The organism is Bacillus sp. JAS24-2 (genome assembly GCF_008274905.1).
In the GTDB taxonomy this organism is placed as follows: Bacteria; Bacillota; Bacilli; order Bacillales; family Bacillaceae_G; genus Bacillus_A; species Bacillus_A cereus.
Genome location: NZ_CP031068.1, coordinates 2075633 through 2093612 on the forward strand (window position 1 = coordinate 2075633; position 17980 = coordinate 2093612).

A 17980-nucleotide genomic window follows, 5' to 3' on the forward strand; every position below is an offset into this window, starting at 1 on the left:
GGTGAAGGAATGTTCAAAAAAATTATTGATTCTTTATTAGGAAAGAAAAAATATCGTTCGTATTCAAGTAGTGATTATCGTCGTAGAGGGCGCTCGTATTCAAGTAGCGATTATAAACGACGTTCATCTGGTTATGGACATCAACATTATAAAAGAAAACGTAAAAGCCGTAGCTTCTTTTCAAGTAGCTGATGAAATGGCGTCGTGTACTAGCATTATTTGATAGACCACTGCGAAAAAATACAATTGTTGCAGAGCATTATAAAATTGAATCAGTAATTGGAATGGGCAGTTATGGGGTTACATATGTCGTTAATGATTTGCAAATAAATAGATATAAAGTCTTAAAACAATTAAGACAAAGTAAACAAAGATATGAGTCTGGTAGAAAATCATTTGAACAAGAGAAAATGATTTTACAAACATTAAATCATCATGCAATTCCTAGTCTATATGATCATTTCATATGGGAGAAAAAGAGCTTCTTTGTGATGGAGTACATGTCTGGTAAAAATTTTGAAGATTATATTTTCATAGATGGGTATGTATATACAGAACGTGAAGTTTTTGAGATTTTATATGAAACATTAGAAATTGTATCGGTGTTTCATAGTGAAGGCATTATTCACCGAGATTTACGCATTCCAAACATATTAATGAAAGAAAATCAAATTAGTATTATTGATTTTGGATTAGCTAAATGGAAAGGTGAGGATGATGAGCGAGCTACAACTTACGAAGGTGAACAAGCTTTGATGCGAGAAGTTCAATTTCGTAGCGACTTTTATGCGCTCGGTCATTTCTCATTATTTTTATTATATGCAGGATATGAATCTAATGAAAAACAGGAAAAACCATGGTACGAAGAATTAACTTTGGAAAATTATAATCGCGAAATGCTTATGCGAATGTTACAAATAAAAACGCCGTACTATGAGAATGTACAAGATTTAAAACAAGATGTAGCTTCTGCTTTAGAAAGGATGGAGACTCCATGTTTCAAAAGTTTTTAGCAAGCGTTGGTATTGGAAGTGCAAAGGTAGATACTGTTCTTGAAAAAGATGAGTATATTGTTGGGGAAGAAATAGTTGGAAAGGTTCATATAACTGGAGGTTCAGTTAGCCAACAAATTGAAAGCATTTACTTAACATTATCGACGTCGTATGTACGAGAAGTGGATGATAAAAAAGTAACAGCAACATATGATTTAGAGCGAGTACGCTTAACCGAACCTTTTTCTGTAGAACCAAATGAAACAGTTGACATTCCATTTTCTTTTCCAATGCCAATTGAAGCACCACTTACACTTGGTATGAAAACGGTATGGATTCATACAGGTCTTGATATTAAACGTAGTATAGACCCAAGTGACCGCGACTACGTTCAAGTGTTACCTAATGCATTATTAAGTAGTGTTTTAGATAGTGTAAATGAATTAGGGTTTAAAGCACGTCATATAGAATGTGAAGAATTACCGCACCGATTACGTAAACAAGTTCCATTCGCACAAGAATTTGAGTTTATTCCGGTTTCTGGAGAGTACTACGGCAGATTAGATGAATTAGAATTATTAATTTTGCCACGTGCATACGACCGATTAGAAATAATTATGGAAGTAGATAGAAAATCACGTGGATTAGCTGGTTTATTCGCTGAGGCACTTGATCTTGATGAGAAGGTTATTCGCTTCACTGTAACAAGAGAAGATATCCCTGAGATGAAGCAAAAAATTAATAATTATATTTTTTAATAAACTATGCATAAAAAAGAAATGGAGAGGAAAACTAAAACAACCGCTCCATTTTTTTGCATAGTGAGGTTATGTATGTGAAACGATATCGACATTTATACTTGCTAAGTTTTACGTTACTCATTTGTTTTGTCGTATTATCACTTTCGTATCATACCGCTTGTATTGAGAACTTTGACAATATAGTCGCACATTTTATTCAAAGCTTTCGAAACGATTATTTGACGACCTATTTTACTTGGGTGTCTTTTATCGGTTCCAAAAGAATATATTTTCCATTACTCATTATTCTTGTAATGTATTTTCTCGTTAGAAAAAAGTTGCTTAGTGCGTTACTTCTAACAATTAATTACTACGGATCTCGTTATTTAAACAGTATGCTTAAACTATGGTACGAACGAGCAAGACCTGATGTCACGCAGCTTGTTACTGCAACTGGATATAGTTTTCCGAGCGGTCATACGATGAATGCTACTGCTTTTTTAGGATTTATTGCATACGTCACAATTACTGAAGAGCGTATTTCGTTGCATAAAAAATTGTTAATTATTCTTATAGCAAGCTTTGTTGTATTATCTATTTCAGTTAGCCGAATATATCTTGGCGTGCACTATCCATCTGACATATTAGCAGGATGGGCAGCTGGTGGTAGCTGGCTCGTTTTATGTGTTATATTCCATAAAACGTTCATAAAAAAAGAACCTATGTCATAATAGGTTCTTTTTTCATTGGCTCAACATGAATGTGTGCATGGTAAATTCCAAACTTTTTGCGAAGCATAGCTTCGATGTTGTCGGTAATACAGTGACTTTCTCCAACATCCATGCGAGCATCTACTTCAATTGTAATATCAACGTACGTTTGATTCCCATACATACGTGCTCTAATATCTACAATGTTTTCCACACCGCCAATATGCTCAATAGCATCAGCGTATTCTTCCATTTTATCAGGATCAATTCCATCTGTAAGCATATGAGAAGATTCTACGAAAATCTCCCATGCAGTTTTACAAATAATAAGACCGACAATTAAAGCGGCAATAGGGTCTAAAATAGGCATTTGGAACTGAGAACCGACAATACCTACTACGGTACCAATACTTACGAGTGCATCTGATAAATTATCCTTTGCAGCGGCTTCTAATGATTTACTTTTTGTTCGTGCTGCAATTTTTTTCGTATACAAATACACGCAGTACATAACGACAGCAGAAAATAAAGCAACCCATGCAGCGAGTATATTAGGCGCTGCTTGTTTCGGATTTAAGAAAGATTGAATGGCACTAATAACAACTTCTAATCCGACTGTTGCCATAATGAAGGACGCAACAAGTGATGCGATTTGTTCGGCCCGCGAATGCCCATACGGATGATCTGGGTCACGAGGTTTACGAGATATTTTTAGACCAATTAATATCGCTAAAGAAGCACCGATATCCGTTAAGTTATTTAAACCGTCAGCACGTAATGCGCTAGAGAGGGTAATATAACTGATGATGATTTTCATAGAGGATAAAAATATGTAGGCCATAATGCTGACAATAGCACCTTTATCAGCTTCTTTATGAGAAAGAGTATCCATTTTAATCACTCACCTTTCTTTAAAGGAATTTCTTTCTATAAATAGAGTATCAAACGAAAGTCGTGTGGGTCTATACAAACATTGTTGACGTTTTATAGCTTTTTAAGAAGGGGATAACAAAGTTTCGTGAAGGAAAAATATGTTGAAAAGTACAAAGTTAGGGTGTGAACCTAATTAGAGTTTATTTACTAAAGAGATAGGAGGGTAGATGGATGAGGAAACGAGTACTTTTCTTACTACGTATTATTCTTATCATGACAAGGTGTAATTCATTAAACGATGAAAAACGTCAAAAGATAATTATGAAAACAGATGAAAGCCCTCTGAAAAATATTTTCCAGAGGGCTTTCAACTTAGTATGCTTCTAAAAACTCAGTAACTTGCTCTTCAGTTTTTGCATTAGCACTATGTAAGTGGCCTAGCTTCTCACCGTTTTGGTATACAAGTAAACTTGGAATACCCATTACTTGATACTCTTCAGCGATACTTGGAAACTCATCTTTATTAATAGAATACCATTCAAATTTATTGAACTCTTCCATTACATCTCCGATAAAGTTGTCCATACGTACGCAATCTGGGCACCATGTAGTAAAGAACTTAACAACTACTGGCTCCTCGCTTGCGATGATGTCTTTGAATTCTTGTTCTGTTTTAATTTCTTTCATAAGTAAAACTCCTTTCAATATCACACGAATTTATATGCAAAATTCGTATTTGCAAACATGTTGCAAACTTATTATTTGTTTTTTAGTTTTGTAGTTCGTTCACACTTATAAAATTGTATGTAACATGACTGCGCTACTAAGTGTGAAAATAACGGAACCTCACTTTTCTTTATAAGCTTTTTCCAGGATTGTGTCAAACTTTTGAATTTTATACAGAAATTAAAGAAGCCCAAACTTTGATTGAGTATGGGCAGAGTGACTAAAATTAATTGCTTATTAATTTCGAATAAATATTTAAATCGATAAGCTTTCCAGCTGATTTTTCGCTTTTTCTCAGAGTACCTTCAAAAGTAAAGTTTAATTTTTCTAATACTTTTATGGAATTTACATTTGCTGGTTTAACTTTTACAAAAATTGAATTAGGTTAGAAATTATATGGTTGTAATGGGAATTGAGGGATATGAATAAAAAAATTGTATCCCGCATTAACGGGCAGTAAGACCCCCACTGATTAAAGTTTCACTTTATTAGGGATTTGCCTTAAACATTTATTACAGTCAAGAATATTTATAATAATATGAACTAAAAAAGGTCCAATTTTTGTAATGTTGGAGGGGAGTATTGTGGACATAACTCAAAGCGTGGCAAGAATAGTGGTTAATGGGAAAGACCTTTCTTTCACTTCAGTTCAAACCTCTGCATGGAATCATGGACCTGTAAATGATTTAATCATTACGACGAATCAGAGGGTGAATGAGCTTTTTCAATTCATGTGGTCACAAGTACCGGTTACGATGTCGATATATTTTCTTCAAGGGGCGGATTTACTTAGGTTCGTTAGGGTTGCTGGAATCGATGAGCGTGTAACCGGAGAATATGTATATCATTTCATTTGGTAATAAGAAGAATTCAAAGTAGTCTAGCAGCTACTGTTTTATTTTGTCATTTGAATATAAGCGAGCGGACTAGCTTATAGTACCTACTGAAATAAAGAATCATAATATAATTTGTAATAAATTATACGGAAGTGAGTTGAAGATCATGTTTTATTCATATTTTAATTCTGAAGCTGGCATACGACCAGCGTATGGTACGTCTATAACGTATAGTGGAGCACAAAGTACAGTCCAAGCTATTCAACAAGCATTGCAAATGCAACAACAAATGCAAATGCAGCAGCAAGGAGTACAACCATATTACTCATCCGTAGAGTATTTTTATCCAGTACATCATGTTACACCGTACGGAAGTTCTTTTCTTACTATTCCATATGGAACTATATACAACTTATAACTAGTAAGGAATGAAGTGGTTTATATAAATAAGGGTGTAGATTAATAGCGCCCTTATGAATAAGAAAAATAGCTAGTCCAAACCTTATAAATCAATCTTACATAATATGTAGTAATAAGTTTGAAAGGGGAATTAGTATGTCTTGTTATTACTACTGTAAGTATTGTAAGGAGTATAAAAAGAAGCATCATGATTGTTGTAAGAACACTAGTAAGTGTCATGATAATAAGGACAATCTTGTTAGAGCATCGGCATTTAGAGCTAGAAATACTGTGAATCAAAATGTTCCTGCTAATACTTTTGTGAAAGTGTTATTTCAAAATGAACAATTTGATTTAGCGAATGAGTATAATCCAGCAACATCTATTTTTACGCCGAAGACTAAAGGTGTATATTCTATTATTGGAACGATTGGTTTCTTTCCAAACGATCCAACTTTAAATTATAGAGCGCGTGTAGAAATTCGTGTGAATGGAAACGCAGCGATAGCTATAGATAATGACTTTTTTGGTCCAATAAGTTTTGGAAATGTCGTAAGTGTTTCGACGATTGTTCAATTGAATGCAGGGGATGAAGTTGAGATTTATGCACAAAGTAGTATAGATGGGGTTTTAAGTCCTTTAGAAGATGGGGCACATTTTGAAGCAGCAAGATTTCCTTCTCCAATTAAATAAAACAGATCATTAAATGCTTTTTAGTAGGTTTAGTTAATCCCCTTACCAAATGGTGGGGGATTATTATTGTTTTTCTAAAATATATAAGTAAATAGGTAAAGCGTAGTTTAATTTGTAGGGGCTTCAACCTTCTTCAGATAATAAACAGAATAATAAGTAACATGCTTGTGAAAACTCATTGTTAGTAAGTTTACTAGTTTTCTTATAGAACAAGAAAGACGGAATACATAAAAGATCGTATCATTACGTTTTTTCTTTACTATATAGAAATTATATATTGAACATAGATTTGTGTAGGGAATGCTAATACACTGAAAAGAATAGCGTAAAGGCGATTACACTATATAAAAACAAAATCAATCCTAAGATGAGTAGTATCGGATGCAGCTTGAACATATTTGACCTCCTTGAGTATATAAAGAATTTTAATATATTGTTGGCCAATTTAGAAGGGGGACGGTTACATAAAAAAAGAGCATACATAATAAGTACGCTCCAAAGAAAGATAGGTTTTATGAGTGGATAATCTCCATACGATAATATATGTTCTTTTAATAAAAACGTGTAAAAAATCAATGAATTATCAATGGAATATCATAAAATGAGTAATTTTAGTCTAGGAATGCAGTTATTTTCTTTCTCAGTTATTTTTAGGTAACAAAGTTGTGAAAATCGTGCATTATGCGGACTAACAACGGGATAACGATCGTACTTCAGTTACATATTTCTTAAAGTCTGGATATTGCGTGATAGTTTGACATTTAGGGGTGCATAGTTGATTAATTATAGACACATTTGTAATTACTTCGTTACAAGGACCGAAAAATGTAACTTTTAGTTTTGAATTTGGTGGAATTTTAAACACGATAGGTTTTTTTTCCATGAAATCAGCTCCTAATATTGAGTATTATAATTTAAAGGATATAGAGTCGTATTAGTATAATATGAAATTTCAGTGGATTTGCTTATAATAAAGAATTTCATAGTAGTAAAAGTGCTTAAAGATGTAAAGGGGAAATTGAGAATGTGAAATAAAATGTTTAATTAATATAACTAATGCATTTTTTAGTTTGTTACATATTATGTTAGTAAGAATGGTATAAGGAGGTAGTATAAAATATTGGAAGAAAATGTACAAGTTCAGCTTTCGCCACCTTGGATCACAAATTTTAATGAATTAAAAAATTCAACATTTGACTTAATAATATATAGAAAATGAGTAGTGATTTTTATTAACTGAAAGGGAATTGATACTGGAAGTTTTAAGTTAATAATATAAGAGGATTTTTTCTAATATCTATAAAAATGTTCAATACCTAAATTGATAGGATGAGACTACATAACAAATAGTAAGGTATATTTCGAATATGAGAATATTTTTTGTGACATACATGTTAAAGCTAATAGAAATATTTCTGAAAGAGAATATATTTTGAAAAACAGTAAAGATTCTTTTTACTTATATTATAGATAGCTAGTTTTAGAGAGAGGAGGCTTACAATAAAACTAGCTATGAATAGGACATTCAAAAGGAGCTGGAATGTATGGGGTATATTGTAGATATTTCAAAATGGAATGGAACTATCAATTGGGATATTGCAGCATCTCAGCTAGATTTAGTGATTGCTAGAGTTCAAGATGGCTCTAATACGGTGGATTTTATGTATCAAAATTATGTTAGTGAAATGAAAAAGCATAGTATCCCATTCGGTAATTATGCTTTTTGTCGTTTTATATCTATTGCTGATGCAAAGAAAGAGGCACAAGATTTTTGGAATCGTGGTGATCAATCTGCTAAGTTTTGGGTAGCGGACGTAGAAGTTCAAACGATGGTAGATATGCAAGGCGGGACACAGGCATTTATTGATGAATTACGCCGTTTAGGTGCGGAAAAAGTAGGATTATATGTAGGGCATCACACGTATCTATCATTTGGAGCACGTAATATTGAAGCTGATTTCGTATGGATCCCTCGTTATGGAGGGAATAAGCCAGCATATCCATGCGATATGTGGCAATATACGGATTCAGGGAATGTTCCTGGGATTGGGAAATGTGATCTGAATCGATTAGTAGGAAATAAGTCACTTTCTTGGTTTATAAATTCGAACAAAGCAAATCAATCTAACATAGTGTATACACAGCAACCGAATGGCATTGGTATTGCAGTTTCGAAATATCCTGATGGATATGGAATAAATTTATATGAAAACCCCATGAATCCTCAATTTACAGGTACACTCACTCAAAAAATTCCATATTTAATCTTAGCAGGTTATTGGGGAGGCGGTGAGCAAGATATGATTTGTTTAGGGAACGATAAGCAGTGGGTATATTTAAAACATTTTAATGTGAAATGGTTTTATGCAACTTCAAAATATCCTGTCGGTTACGGAGTAAATTATTATGAAGAGCCTGAATGTATGAATTATAAAGGAAACATAGATGGATCGACATCTTTTCGAGTGTGGGGTAGAGTGGGAAATGCGGTAGATATCGGACAGAATAGTTGGATACCTGAAAAACATGTAATTATTAAGCAACTATAGAAGCTATATTTTTTTGAGAATTATATAAAGAGCCTTCTTACTATGCATAGTAAGAAGGCTCTTTATATTTAAAAATGAAAATACATGATACATAGTCAACTCATATGAAATGAATTACATGTAGAAAACACACTGTTTTCACAATGACTGTGTATAGTTAATTTGCATAATGATAAAAGTGAGGTATTTGAATTGAAAAAGAAGAAAATATTTATTGGAACAATTATTTCATGCATGATGCTAGCATTATCTGCATGTGGTTCCTCAGACAACGTAGTAACATCAAAAGTAGGAAATGTTACAGAGAAAGAATTAAGTAAAGAATTACGACAACAATATGGAGAAAGTACTTTATATCAAATGATGTTAAGTAAGGCATTGCTAGATAAATATAAAGTTTCAGATGAGGAAGCAAAAAAGAAAGTAGAAGAAGCAAAAGATAAAATGGGTGAAAACTTTAAATCGACTTTAGAACAACTTGGGTTGAAAAATGAAGATGAATTAAAAGAAAAAATGAAGCCAGAAATTGCATTTGAGAAAGCAATTAAAGCAACAGTTACAGATAAAGATGTGAAAGATAACTATAAACCAGAAATGAAAGTAAGTCACATTTTAGTGAAAGATGAAAAAACGGCTAAAGAAATAAAGGAGAAAGTAAATAATGGTGAAGATTTTGCTGCCTTAGCAAAACAGTATTCAGAAGATACTGGTTCAAAGGAACAGGGCGGGGAAATATCTGGTTTTGCCCCTGGACAAACAGTGAAAGAATTTGAGGAAGCTGCGTATAAATTAGATGCAGGCCAAGTAAGTGAGCCGGTTAAAACAACTTACGGTTACCATATTATTAAAGTGACGGATAAAAAAGAATTGAAGCCATTTGATGAAGTAAAGGATAAAATTCGTAAAGATATAGAACAACAAAGACTACAAGATACGACAGGTAAATGGAAACAACAAGTAGTCAATGATTTATTGAAAGATGCTGATATTAAAGTGAATAATAAAGAATTTAAAGATACATTTAAATTTCTAGAAAAGAAATAATGACTGTAATCATAATTAGAAAAGGGAACTCATATAGAGTTCCCTTTTCTAATTAGTGTGTGAGTTATAAATAGATAGTAAGACAATACAATATTACATTTAAATATTAAGAATTACAATGGAAAATTATGGATTATAATTATTTCAACGAAAGTGGATATTCTACGGTTTTCATTATGCAAGTTTATTACATATATTTACTCTTTAATAATGGATATCGAACATAATTTAAAAAATAATACATATAATGTCTTTGAATAAATATTTAACATGGATAATTAGTAAAAAGCTGAGCATTCGATTGGAAAGGATGTTCTTTTTCATATGAAAATTTTAGGATAAAGAATGAATCGTTTTAAACGCGTCATTTACCACATCAATAAATTAAGGTGGTGGAGAATATATGAAAGTAATCTTTCAAGGAGAGGGCGGCGCGAAAATTTTTGAGTCATATGATGAAAATGTAAGTGATTTATTAGCTATATTAAAAGAAACGAAAGGGATTAAAATCGGGATGGTTGAGTATAAAGTGTTAAAGTACGAACTTAATTATTTTCGTCATCCGAAAAAAGCGGATACAGAGAGAGAGTTACATATAATAGTACAACCTAAGTATATGTAATAAAATATAATAATAAAAATCATTGATTCAGTTTTGTAAAGTTCCATAGAGTATGTAAGAAAAGAGAGTGTTGTAAATGCTCTCTTTTCTTATGCTTTGTGAGTTCGTTCATCATAGTATATGTTTTCAGTTATAGATGGTTAATAAACGATAAAAATTTAAAACTTTTTCGTTTAGGCAGGGATTTTATATTTAAGTAAATAAATATACTATGAAGTATTTTTTATACGAATACTGGAGGAGTATAAAATGAGTTTAGCAAGTTACATAGGCTGTAATGTAGAAATTCCGTTAACGGATCCGGATTCTAATAATCTAATTGTTTTTGGACCGTGTTTTTCAGATGAAAGTATGCTTGAAATTGTACAAGATTATCAATTCCAAACAAATTACACATATGAGGTTTCAACTAGTTGGGGAATTGAACTTGTCGAGTGGCAAAATGTAAAGGAAAAAAAGAAGCGAAAGAAAAACTTTTAACTTTATGGAAGGTTATTTGGAAGATAGAGACTATTTCGAATTATTTAGTTGTTGGGTTGGTGATGAAGATAAGGAACGAGTAGGGGAATTGAACTTAAAAATAAATCATTTTAATATAGATGAATTATGTATTCCAGAAAGAACATTAGTTAGGATAGAAAAATAAGCTTTGAAATATTTTTTAGAAAAAGGCGATTTCACTTTGGGTGAAGTCGCCTTTTAGTTGTTATATGCATGTTATATAAGAAATGAGAAGTTTATTTGATAAAGGAAAAAAGTATGGAGATAAATAAAATTATGTTTTTTGTTAAGAAATAATAAGTATGGCTCTTCTCAAAAGAACGTAAGTTCGTGTATGATAGGAACGAATGTTCTTTTAAGAAGTAACCTAATTATAGTTTAGAAGTAAATCCGAGTTTAGTGAGTATTAAAAATAACTAAGGGATAGTATGGCTAAATAAATGTATAAATGATCAAGGAGATAAAAAATGAACGATGTAAAGATACAAAAAGAAGAAAGAGAGTGGGTTCCGTTTACAGTAATGTCCGAACAACTTTTAAATATGAGAAAGATTATTGGAGAGAAATTAAAAGTACAAAAACCGCTTTTAACAAATGAAGCAAAAGAGAGAATTTCTGATAAATTATTAACGTCATTATTGTCTGAGAAAGAAATATTGGTAACATATTTTGAAGATGGTTACATACTAACAAGCTACATGACTGTTGTACATATCAATCCGGTAAAACAAATTGTAATTTGTACAGACGCCTTTTATAAAACTTACGTATTTAACGCTATGGATATTATTGAAATAACGTAAAAGAAGCTGAATATTAAATGGCAGCTTCTTTTATTTCTGATTTATGAGACAAATAATACAAGAAAAAGCAGCTAGCTTCGTGCTAGCTGCTGAGCCCCAGGGAAAGGGAGAAAAAGATAGGGTACTCCAAAATCAACAAGAGCTGTCAAACAGCCTGATTATAGTATAGACAAATTAAAATTTTCTATACAGAAAGTTGAACATAAGATTAGGCTGTACCCACTTGGTTTTGATCTGCAAGGTCAGAATCAAATGTATTGGTCGCGCTAACACCGTTAAAAGTATTAACAACAAAACCAACGTTTGATGCGCCGGAACCATTATAAGCTTTCGTATTTTCTTTCGGAGATACGTTGTAGAAATCACCTAAGTTAAATGATCCATTGCTATTTTGTACAACTAAATTTCCTACAACTGATGGCATAATTTTCACCTGCTTTATAATAAGTTGTTAACATTACTATATGGAGTTATAGTCCAGATGGTTCATACAATAAAAATTGTGGAATAGTAAAACGTTTGGAGCGTGGATTTCAATAAAAGTGTGTTAAAATTAATATAATAAAGTTGAGTAATTTTTTTAAAAAATTTGTATAATTGATATATATGAAAATAAAGGAGGCAAAATGTAATGAAAGATATTATGAAAAAAGTTGATTTAACAGATGCCAAATCAAGTAATCTTGTTGCATTAATTTATAGTAATGAAGTTATATTAGTTGAAGACGCATTTTGTCCAAATGAAATAAAATTAAAGTTTAATGAAATTGCAATTTTATCTGCAATTAAAACAGCCCATATTGCGAAAGTGTCTATTAGGAAAGAACTTGAAGCGCTTTTTCATGACACGGGTGTTATATTAGTGAAACAAAATGTTGATTATGGCAGTAGCCAATCTATTACCATGCATTTTGAGCAATTTAAAAAATTGCAAGATGAGATTGAACATTTAAATAAAAGTATGTAATAAAGCAGCTAAATAAAGGTTCTATCATAAAGGTGGAATGTGTTGTGTTGAAAAAGTGGTTTAAAAATTATTTGGGTGAATCGCATTGTAAACATAAATATATTTTTATTAAGATGCAGGATAATGAGGATTTTAAAAAAGGTATATTAGGTGTAGTTTATATTTACCAGTGTGAGAAATGTGGAAAAGAGAAGTTGAAATGTAAAAACAATAATGAAATAAACAATGAATTTTTAGATATATAGCAAAAAGTAACCATGATGGTTACTTTTTTTGCTTATGTATGCAATATCAAAACCATTACTAAAGTATGAGTTGAGTTGATACTATAGTAAATCGCTGAATAAAAATGAAGAGAGTAAGATATAGGGAAGGAGGATGAGAGAAATGAAGCGAAAAGAAATTAGTAAATCTGTAATTATTACAGGTGTGACACAAGGGTTAGGACGTGCGATGGTTGATCGATTTCATGAATTAGGGTGGAACATATATGGTTGTGGACGTTCAAAAGATAAAATTGAAGAACTAAAAAAACAGTACAGTAAAATACATGATTTCCAAGTAATTGATGTTTCAGATTCTCAGCAAGTTGATAACTGGGCAAATTATATATTTAATAGACATACGGCTCCCGATCTGATAATAAATAATGCATCGATTGTAAATCAAAATGCACAACTTTGGAAAATTACGGCTCAAGAATTCGAAAATGTAATGAATGTAAACGTGAATGGTGTAGTAAATGTAATAAGAGCGTTTGTTCCCGCAATGGTAGCTAGGAAAGAAGGAATTATCATTAATATGAGTTCTAGTTGGGGGAGAGAAGGTGAAGCTGAGCTTGCGCCATATTGTGCCTCGAAATTTGCAATTGAAGGTATCACTAAATCTATGGCCCTGGAATTACCCCATGGCATGGCTGTAGTTGCTTTAGATCCTGGGGGGAGTATTAGTACTCCAATGCTGAAGTCATGTGCGCCACAATATATAAATGAATCGCCTACACCTGAAACTTGGTCACATAACGCAATTGAATATATATTGAATATAACAATAGATAAAAATGGAGATTCATTGACATGCCCAGCATGCGTATAAAAAGCACCTTTAAGGTGCTTTTTATATTAGTAGCACATTAGATCATTCACAAAATTACATCTGAAAAATAAAATAAAAGATTAAGGGTGAGATTTGTTTGTTTTGAAAGCTTTAGAAAATATTTGAATAGGTGATAAAAATGAATCCAAGCAGTTTAAAAGTGACAGGGGCATGGTTTCAAGTAGGGGGGAATCTTACAGCTGCTATTGGAACGACAAGAGGATTTATTGGAGAAGAGAAAGTTGAATCGGAACTTGTTATTGTAGGAAGCTCATTACAAGCCCTCGGGTATATATTACAAATCATTGCGAGCAATTATGATGATGGGGAAGAAAAAAGAGAGAATCAAAGTAAATTACTTGATCAAATAGGAATTGAGTTATTAGCATTAGGAAATATATCAAATGTAATAGGAATATATTTTAATATAAATGAACAATTGAAAGAAAATGATTATCTTATCATTACAGGGAACAGTTTACAATCGATTGGTGCTTTTTTAGGAGTAGAAGCAGCTTTGGTGGATATAAATGTATTACAGAAAATTATTATACTGGGTAACTCCATGCAAAGTTTAGGAGCTGGATTACAAGCGTATCAAGGTGTTTTAAATGTATTGAAAGATGAGAAAGAAAATAAAGATAGTATTTTTGATAAGAAGGATGAGAGAATCATTGCACTCATTGGTATTTGGATACAAGCGATAGGAACGTTAATTTCCGCAATTGGAATAACTGCAATAGAGGAAGAAAATAGGCTAGAAAACAATGAAAAGTCTGAAATACTTATATAAATAGAAGGAGATACATTGATTTTAGAGGCAGGTTAAGATTAAAATGGTAGTAGGTTTTTTTGCGTATATTTTGAAAAGTGATATATAAAATACAAAATAAGGAGTTTTCAAGGGATGATGTATTTATTAGCAATTTTTCTTCCACCTGTTGCTGTATTATTTTGTGGAAAACCAATTCAGGCAATCATAAATTTCATATTAACATTAATATTTTGGGTTCCAGGAGTTATACACGCAATTCTTGTAGTGCATGATAAAAAAGCTGATCAGCGTTTGAAAAAACAAATTCAAGCATATGATGAAATTAATAAGAGAAATCGAAGATAATTCATCTGCCAAATGTTTTTAAAAGAAAGGAGGATTAACCTCCTTTCTTTTTTTAGTGGGTGTTAAGTTTAAATTTTTGTGTGGCGGAAAGAATTTTTAATGTAAGTATTATGATAATAACTTTTAGATTGTGCATGTAATAGGCCAGTATAAATGCTTTCTGGTACATTAAAGAAATCATACATACCATGCTTTAATTGGATTCGCAAAATCATAGAAAAAGGATTATAACCAACAGCAACTATATTTTTTGAGGTAACCGGAGATAGCTTCATTATTATGCAACTCCTTATTTTTCATTTTTAATAATTCTTTGTAGGTAACGGTATTGTGGTGTTGAAATCTTTATAATTAAAGAGGTATTATACCTATATTCAATATATTTAATATTGGTTATACGTAATTATAAGTAAGTTCACACGAAGTTCATATCGATATGCTATTTTTATTTCACCTTTGATTTATTAATAAGAAAATATTGACCATTTGAAAAAAAGGTATATTATTTATACGAGGTAATAAAAATTCACTTCTTTCATTATTATGCTAAAAGGGGCAGCATTATTAGAAAATTAGAAGTGAAAATAGTATGTATAAGAGCCATTCTAAAATTTGTAATCTGTGAATTAGGAAAATATTGAATGCTCCAGGTCAGTACACTTTCTTGCCTAAACGTATTTACGAAAGTGACCTCAATATTTTTAATTAAATCAACGGGAGAATTGAAAGGCAGGAGAAAGTAACATGTCAGAAAATTATCGTTCTCGCGAGGAGCGACGACAAGTTAAAAAGAAAAAACAACCAGCTTCTAAAACACAAAAACCAAAAGGTAAAACATCATTTTTCCGCAAGTTTTTAATTACTTGTTTATTACTTGGTATTGTAGGTTTAGTGGCGGGGGTTGCTACCTTTTTCGTAATGATTAAGGACGCACCAAAACTGGAAAAAGCAAAACTTGTTAATCCGTTATCCTCAAAAATTTATGATAAAAACGGGGATTTGGTATATGAATATGGAAAAGAAAAAAGGACGAATGTTACGTATGATCAAATACCTAAATTAGTAGAAAATGCATTTTTAGCGACAGAAGATTCACGTTTTTATGAGCATAGCGGAGTAGACTTTAAAGGTACTGCCCGTGCTGTTTTAGTGAGTCTTAAAGGAGATTATGGCTCTCAAGGTGGAAGTACGATAACGCAGCAAGTTATTAAAAACTACTTCTTATCTATGGATAAAACACCAAAGCGTAAGGCGCAAGAAATATATTTAGCTTATAAGCTAGAGCAACAGTATTCAAAACATGAAATATTAGAGATGTACTTAAATAAAATTAACTTAGGTAATCGTTCATATGGTATCGCAACAGCAGCACAAAACTACTATGGTAAAGAATTGAAGGACTTAACATTACCAGAAGTTGCGATGCTTGCAGGTTTACCGAAAGCACCGAATAACTATGATCCAACGAAAAAAGAAAATGTTCAAAAAGCAACAGAAAGAAGAAATGTTGTTCTAAACTTAATGAATCGACATGGATATATAACAAAACAGGAAATGGAAGAAGCAATAAAAGTTGACGTAGAAAAGGGACTCAAGCCTGCAGCTCAACTACAAACAATGCCATACCCTGCATTTATGGATGCAGTTGTGAAAGAAGTAGAAAAAGAATTGCCAGATGCTAATATTGGTTCTGACGGTTTAGAAATTTATACAACGTTAGATCCGAAAGCACAGAAACTTGCTGATAATATTTTAAATAATAATATCATTGATTATCCAAACGATAAATTCCAAGGTGCATTCACATTTATGGATACGAAAACAGGAGAAGTTCGTGCTATAGGTAGTGGCCGTGGAGAAAATAAAGCTGTATTTAAAGGGCATAATATGGCAATTGAATTAGATCGTGCAGCTGGTTCAACGATGAAGCCAATTTTCGACTATGCTCCTGCAATTGAATATTTAAAATGGGCTACGTATCATCAAATCGATGACTCTCCATTTAAGTATTCAACGGGTCAAGAAGTTCGAAATGCAGATAGAAGTCATATGGGTCCAATTACGATGCGTGAAGCATTAAAAATGTCGCGTAATATTCCTGCAATTAAAACTGCAAAAGAAGTAGGGATTAGTAAATCAAAAGAATTCTCTGAGAAACTAGGTATTACATTTAATACAGCACCGACGGAATCGACAGCGATTGGTACAAATGAAGTATCGCCAACTGAAATAGCGGGTGCTTATGCGGCATTTGGTAATGAAGGTAAATATACGAAACCGCATTTTGTTAAGAAAGTCGTTTATCCAGACGGTAAGTCACAAAGTTTTGGACAAAAACCAAAACAAGTTATGACAGATTCTACCGCATACATGATTACTGATATGCTTCGTTCTGTAGTTACATCGGGTACTGGTACATCGGCAAATGTAGGCTCTTTAGATGTAGCTGGTAAAACGGGTACGACAAACTATTCATCAAAGCAATTAGCTCAATATAAAATTCCAGAAAGTGCAACTCGTGATAGTTGGTTTGCTGGATATACACCGCAATATACGATGGCAGTATGGACTGGGTATATGAAAGATGGTAAAGACGAGTATATTAGTAGTAAAAATACGAAAATTGCACAGTTGATCTTTAAAGAAATGATGAGCGAAATGGCTACAGATAAATCACGCTTTAAAATGCCAAGTAGTGTTATTCAAGAAGGTAGTGAGCTACGTATAAAAGGTGAAAAACGTGATTCATCGCCAAATACTAGCGTACCGGATACAACGGAGCAACCAAAACAAGATCAACAGCAAAAAACTGAAGAAGAGAAAAAGCAAGAAGAATTAAAGAAACAAGAAGAACTGAAAAAACAAGAAGAACAAAAGAAACAAGAGGAACTTAAGAAGCAAGAAGAACAAAAGAAACTAGAAGAGCAAAAGAAACAAGAAGAAGAAAAGAAACAAAATGAACAAAATAACGGAAATGGTCAAGGAACGACACCTCCAGCAAATAACGGAGGAGGCCAAGGAACGACACCTCCAGCGAATAACGGAGGAGGCCAAGGAACGACACCTCCAGCGAATAACGGAGGAGGCCAAGGAACGACACCTCCAGCAAATAACGGAGGAGGTCAAGGAACGACACCTCCAGCGAATAATAATGGAGGTCAAGGAACTCCAACCCCACCTGCAACAGTACAACCAAATAATGGTGGAAATGCAGGAGAGGTTCCTGCCAATAATGGACAATAAGAAAAATTTATAAAAAATATTAAAAAGCACTTAAGATTTGTGAAAATTACAATCTTAAGTGCTTTTT

General features: G+C 32.5%; 23 protein-coding genes and 1 pseudogene. 18 read left to right on the forward strand and 6 right to left on the reverse strand.

The window, feature by feature from the left end:
* Positions 1–9: 9 nt before the first annotated feature.
* The 4 genes from DN407_RS10860 (at position 10) to DN407_RS10875 (ending at position 2463) form a co-directional block, all read left to right on the forward strand.
* Positions 10–192, forward strand: a complete 183-nt coding sequence (locus DN407_RS10860) for a hypothetical protein (RefSeq protein WP_000473371.1) — start codon at positions 10–12, stop codon at positions 190–192.
* A complete protein-coding gene (locus DN407_RS10865) occupies positions 192–1013 on the forward strand; it encodes a serine/threonine protein kinase (RefSeq protein ID WP_149216239.1) in 822 nt (273 codons plus the stop codon). Before DN407_RS10860 ends, DN407_RS10865 begins: the two co-directional genes overlap by 1 nt.
* Positions 995–1750: a sporulation protein gene (locus tag DN407_RS10870; protein WP_000486631.1), complete on the forward strand. Its 756-nt coding sequence runs from the start codon at positions 995–997 to the stop codon at positions 1748–1750. The genes DN407_RS10865 and DN407_RS10870 overlap by 19 nt, the downstream gene beginning before the upstream one ends.
* Positions 1751–1827: 77 nt before the next feature.
* Positions 1828–2463, forward strand: coding sequence for a phosphatase PAP2 family protein (locus DN407_RS10875; protein ID WP_000833370.1), 636 nt, complete (start codon positions 1828–1830; stop codon positions 2461–2463).
* On the opposite strand, the gene DN407_RS10880 is transcribed toward DN407_RS10875, so the two are convergent.
* The 3 genes and pseudogenes from DN407_RS10880 to DN407_RS10890 form a co-directional block, all read right to left on the reverse strand.
* Positions 2453–3334 (reverse strand): cation diffusion facilitator family transporter, encoded by an 882-nt coding sequence (locus DN407_RS10880; protein WP_000380380.1) that lies wholly within the window; start codon positions 3332–3334, stop codon positions 2453–2455. The two genes, DN407_RS10875 and DN407_RS10880, sit on opposite strands and share 11 nt — an antisense overlap.
* A 353-nt stretch (positions 3335–3687) precedes the next feature.
* Positions 3688–4002, reverse strand: coding sequence for a thioredoxin family protein (locus DN407_RS10885; RefSeq protein WP_000658787.1), 315 nt, complete (start codon positions 4000–4002; stop codon positions 3688–3690).
* Between the two features lie 265 nt (positions 4003–4267).
* Positions 4268–4423: pseudogene (locus DN407_RS10890) on the reverse strand (GNAT family N-acetyltransferase); the annotation flags it as partial.
* A 202-nt stretch (positions 4424–4625) separates the two neighbouring features.
* Between DN407_RS10890 and DN407_RS10895 the strand changes: the two are divergent.
* The 3 genes from DN407_RS10895 (at position 4626) to DN407_RS10905 (ending at position 5969) form a co-directional block, all read left to right on the forward strand.
* Positions 4626–4901, forward strand: a complete 276-nt coding sequence (locus tag DN407_RS10895; RefSeq protein ID WP_000355689.1) for a hypothetical protein — start codon at positions 4626–4628, stop codon at positions 4899–4901.
* Positions 4902–5043: 142 nt separating this feature from the next.
* The gene (locus tag DN407_RS10900) at positions 5044–5295 is read left to right on the forward strand and encodes a DUF3947 family protein (RefSeq protein WP_000500091.1); all 252 of its coding nucleotides are present in this window, start codon (positions 5044–5046) and stop codon (positions 5293–5295) included.
* A 137-nt stretch (positions 5296–5432) separates the two neighbouring features.
* Positions 5433–5969, forward strand: coding sequence for a C1q-like domain-containing protein (locus DN407_RS10905; protein WP_002100961.1), 537 nt, complete (start codon positions 5433–5435; stop codon positions 5967–5969).
* A gap of 688 nt (positions 5970–6657) precedes the next feature.
* On the opposite strand, the gene DN407_RS10910 is transcribed toward DN407_RS10905, so the two are convergent.
* Positions 6658–6852, reverse strand: a complete 195-nt coding sequence (locus DN407_RS10910) for a hypothetical protein (RefSeq protein ID WP_000412557.1) — start codon at positions 6850–6852, stop codon at positions 6658–6660.
* A 661-nt stretch (positions 6853–7513) separates the two neighbouring features.
* Between DN407_RS10910 and DN407_RS10915 the strand changes: the two genes are divergently transcribed.
* The 5 genes from DN407_RS10915 to DN407_RS10935 all read left to right on the forward strand — a co-directional run bounded on the left by DN407_RS10915 (position 7514) and on the right by DN407_RS10935 (position 11488).
* Positions 7514–8518, forward strand: coding sequence for a glycoside hydrolase family 25 protein (locus tag DN407_RS10915; RefSeq protein WP_000540659.1), 1005 nt, complete (start codon positions 7514–7516; stop codon positions 8516–8518).
* A 192-nt stretch (positions 8519–8710) separates the two neighbouring features.
* The gene (locus tag DN407_RS10920) at positions 8711–9562 is read left to right on the forward strand and encodes a peptidylprolyl isomerase PrsA (protein WP_000727342.1); all 852 of its coding nucleotides are present in this window, start codon (positions 8711–8713) and stop codon (positions 9560–9562) included.
* Positions 9563–9965: 403 nt separating this feature from the next.
* Positions 9966–10184, forward strand: a complete 219-nt coding sequence (locus DN407_RS10925; protein ID WP_000864279.1) for a hypothetical protein — start codon at positions 9966–9968, stop codon at positions 10182–10184.
* Positions 10185–10433: 249 nt separating this feature from the next.
* Entirely contained in the window at positions 10434–10664 is a 231-nt protein-coding gene (locus DN407_RS10930) for a KH domain-containing protein (RefSeq protein ID WP_000050517.1), read from the forward strand.
* Between the two features lie 488 nt (positions 10665–11152).
* Entirely contained in the window at positions 11153–11488 is a 336-nt protein-coding gene (locus tag DN407_RS10935) for a YolD-like family protein (protein ID WP_001999741.1), read from the forward strand.
* A 208-nt stretch (positions 11489–11696) separates the two neighbouring features.
* Here the strand turns inward: DN407_RS10935 and gerPF are convergent, their stop codons facing one another.
* Positions 11697–11912 carry a spore germination protein GerPF gene (gene gerPF / locus DN407_RS10940; protein ID WP_001141565.1) on the reverse strand — a complete coding sequence of 72 codons (216 nt, stop codon included), beginning with the start codon at positions 11910–11912 and terminating at the stop codon, positions 11697–11699.
* A 207-nt stretch (positions 11913–12119) separates the two neighbouring features.
* Between gerPF and DN407_RS10945 the strand changes: the two genes are divergently transcribed.
* The 5 genes from DN407_RS10945 (at position 12120) to DN407_RS10965 (ending at position 14670) form a co-directional block, all read left to right on the forward strand.
* A complete protein-coding gene (locus tag DN407_RS10945; protein WP_000651907.1) occupies positions 12120–12455 on the forward strand; it encodes a hypothetical protein in 336 nt (111 codons plus the stop codon).
* A gap of 44 nt (positions 12456–12499) precedes the next feature.
* Positions 12500–12700 (forward strand): hypothetical protein, encoded by a 201-nt coding sequence (locus tag DN407_RS10950; RefSeq protein ID WP_000915140.1) that lies wholly within the window; start codon positions 12500–12502, stop codon positions 12698–12700.
* A 142-nt stretch (positions 12701–12842) separates the two neighbouring features.
* Positions 12843–13550: an SDR family oxidoreductase gene (locus DN407_RS10955; protein WP_149216240.1), complete on the forward strand. Its 708-nt coding sequence runs from the start codon at positions 12843–12845 to the stop codon at positions 13548–13550.
* Between the two features lie 139 nt (positions 13551–13689).
* Entirely contained in the window at positions 13690–14343 is a 654-nt protein-coding gene (locus tag DN407_RS10960) for a DUF6944 family repetitive protein (RefSeq protein WP_001070041.1), read from the forward strand.
* Positions 14344–14457: 114 nt separating this feature from the next.
* Positions 14458–14670 carry a YqaE/Pmp3 family membrane protein gene (locus tag DN407_RS10965; RefSeq protein ID WP_000990218.1) on the forward strand — a complete coding sequence of 71 codons (213 nt, stop codon included), beginning with the start codon at positions 14458–14460 and terminating at the stop codon, positions 14668–14670.
* A 68-nt stretch (positions 14671–14738) separates the two neighbouring features.
* Here the strand turns inward: DN407_RS10965 and DN407_RS10970 are convergent, their stop codons facing one another.
* Entirely contained in the window at positions 14739–14945 is a 207-nt protein-coding gene (locus DN407_RS10970) for a KTSC domain-containing protein (protein ID WP_000777843.1), read from the reverse strand.
* Between the two features lie 469 nt (positions 14946–15414).
* On the opposite strand from DN407_RS10970, the gene DN407_RS10975 reads away from it, so the two are divergent.
* On the forward strand, positions 15415–17913 hold the full coding sequence (locus DN407_RS10975) for a transglycosylase domain-containing protein (protein WP_001293942.1): 2499 nt from the start codon (positions 15415–15417) through the stop codon (positions 17911–17913).
* Positions 17914–17980 lie beyond the last annotated feature (67 nt).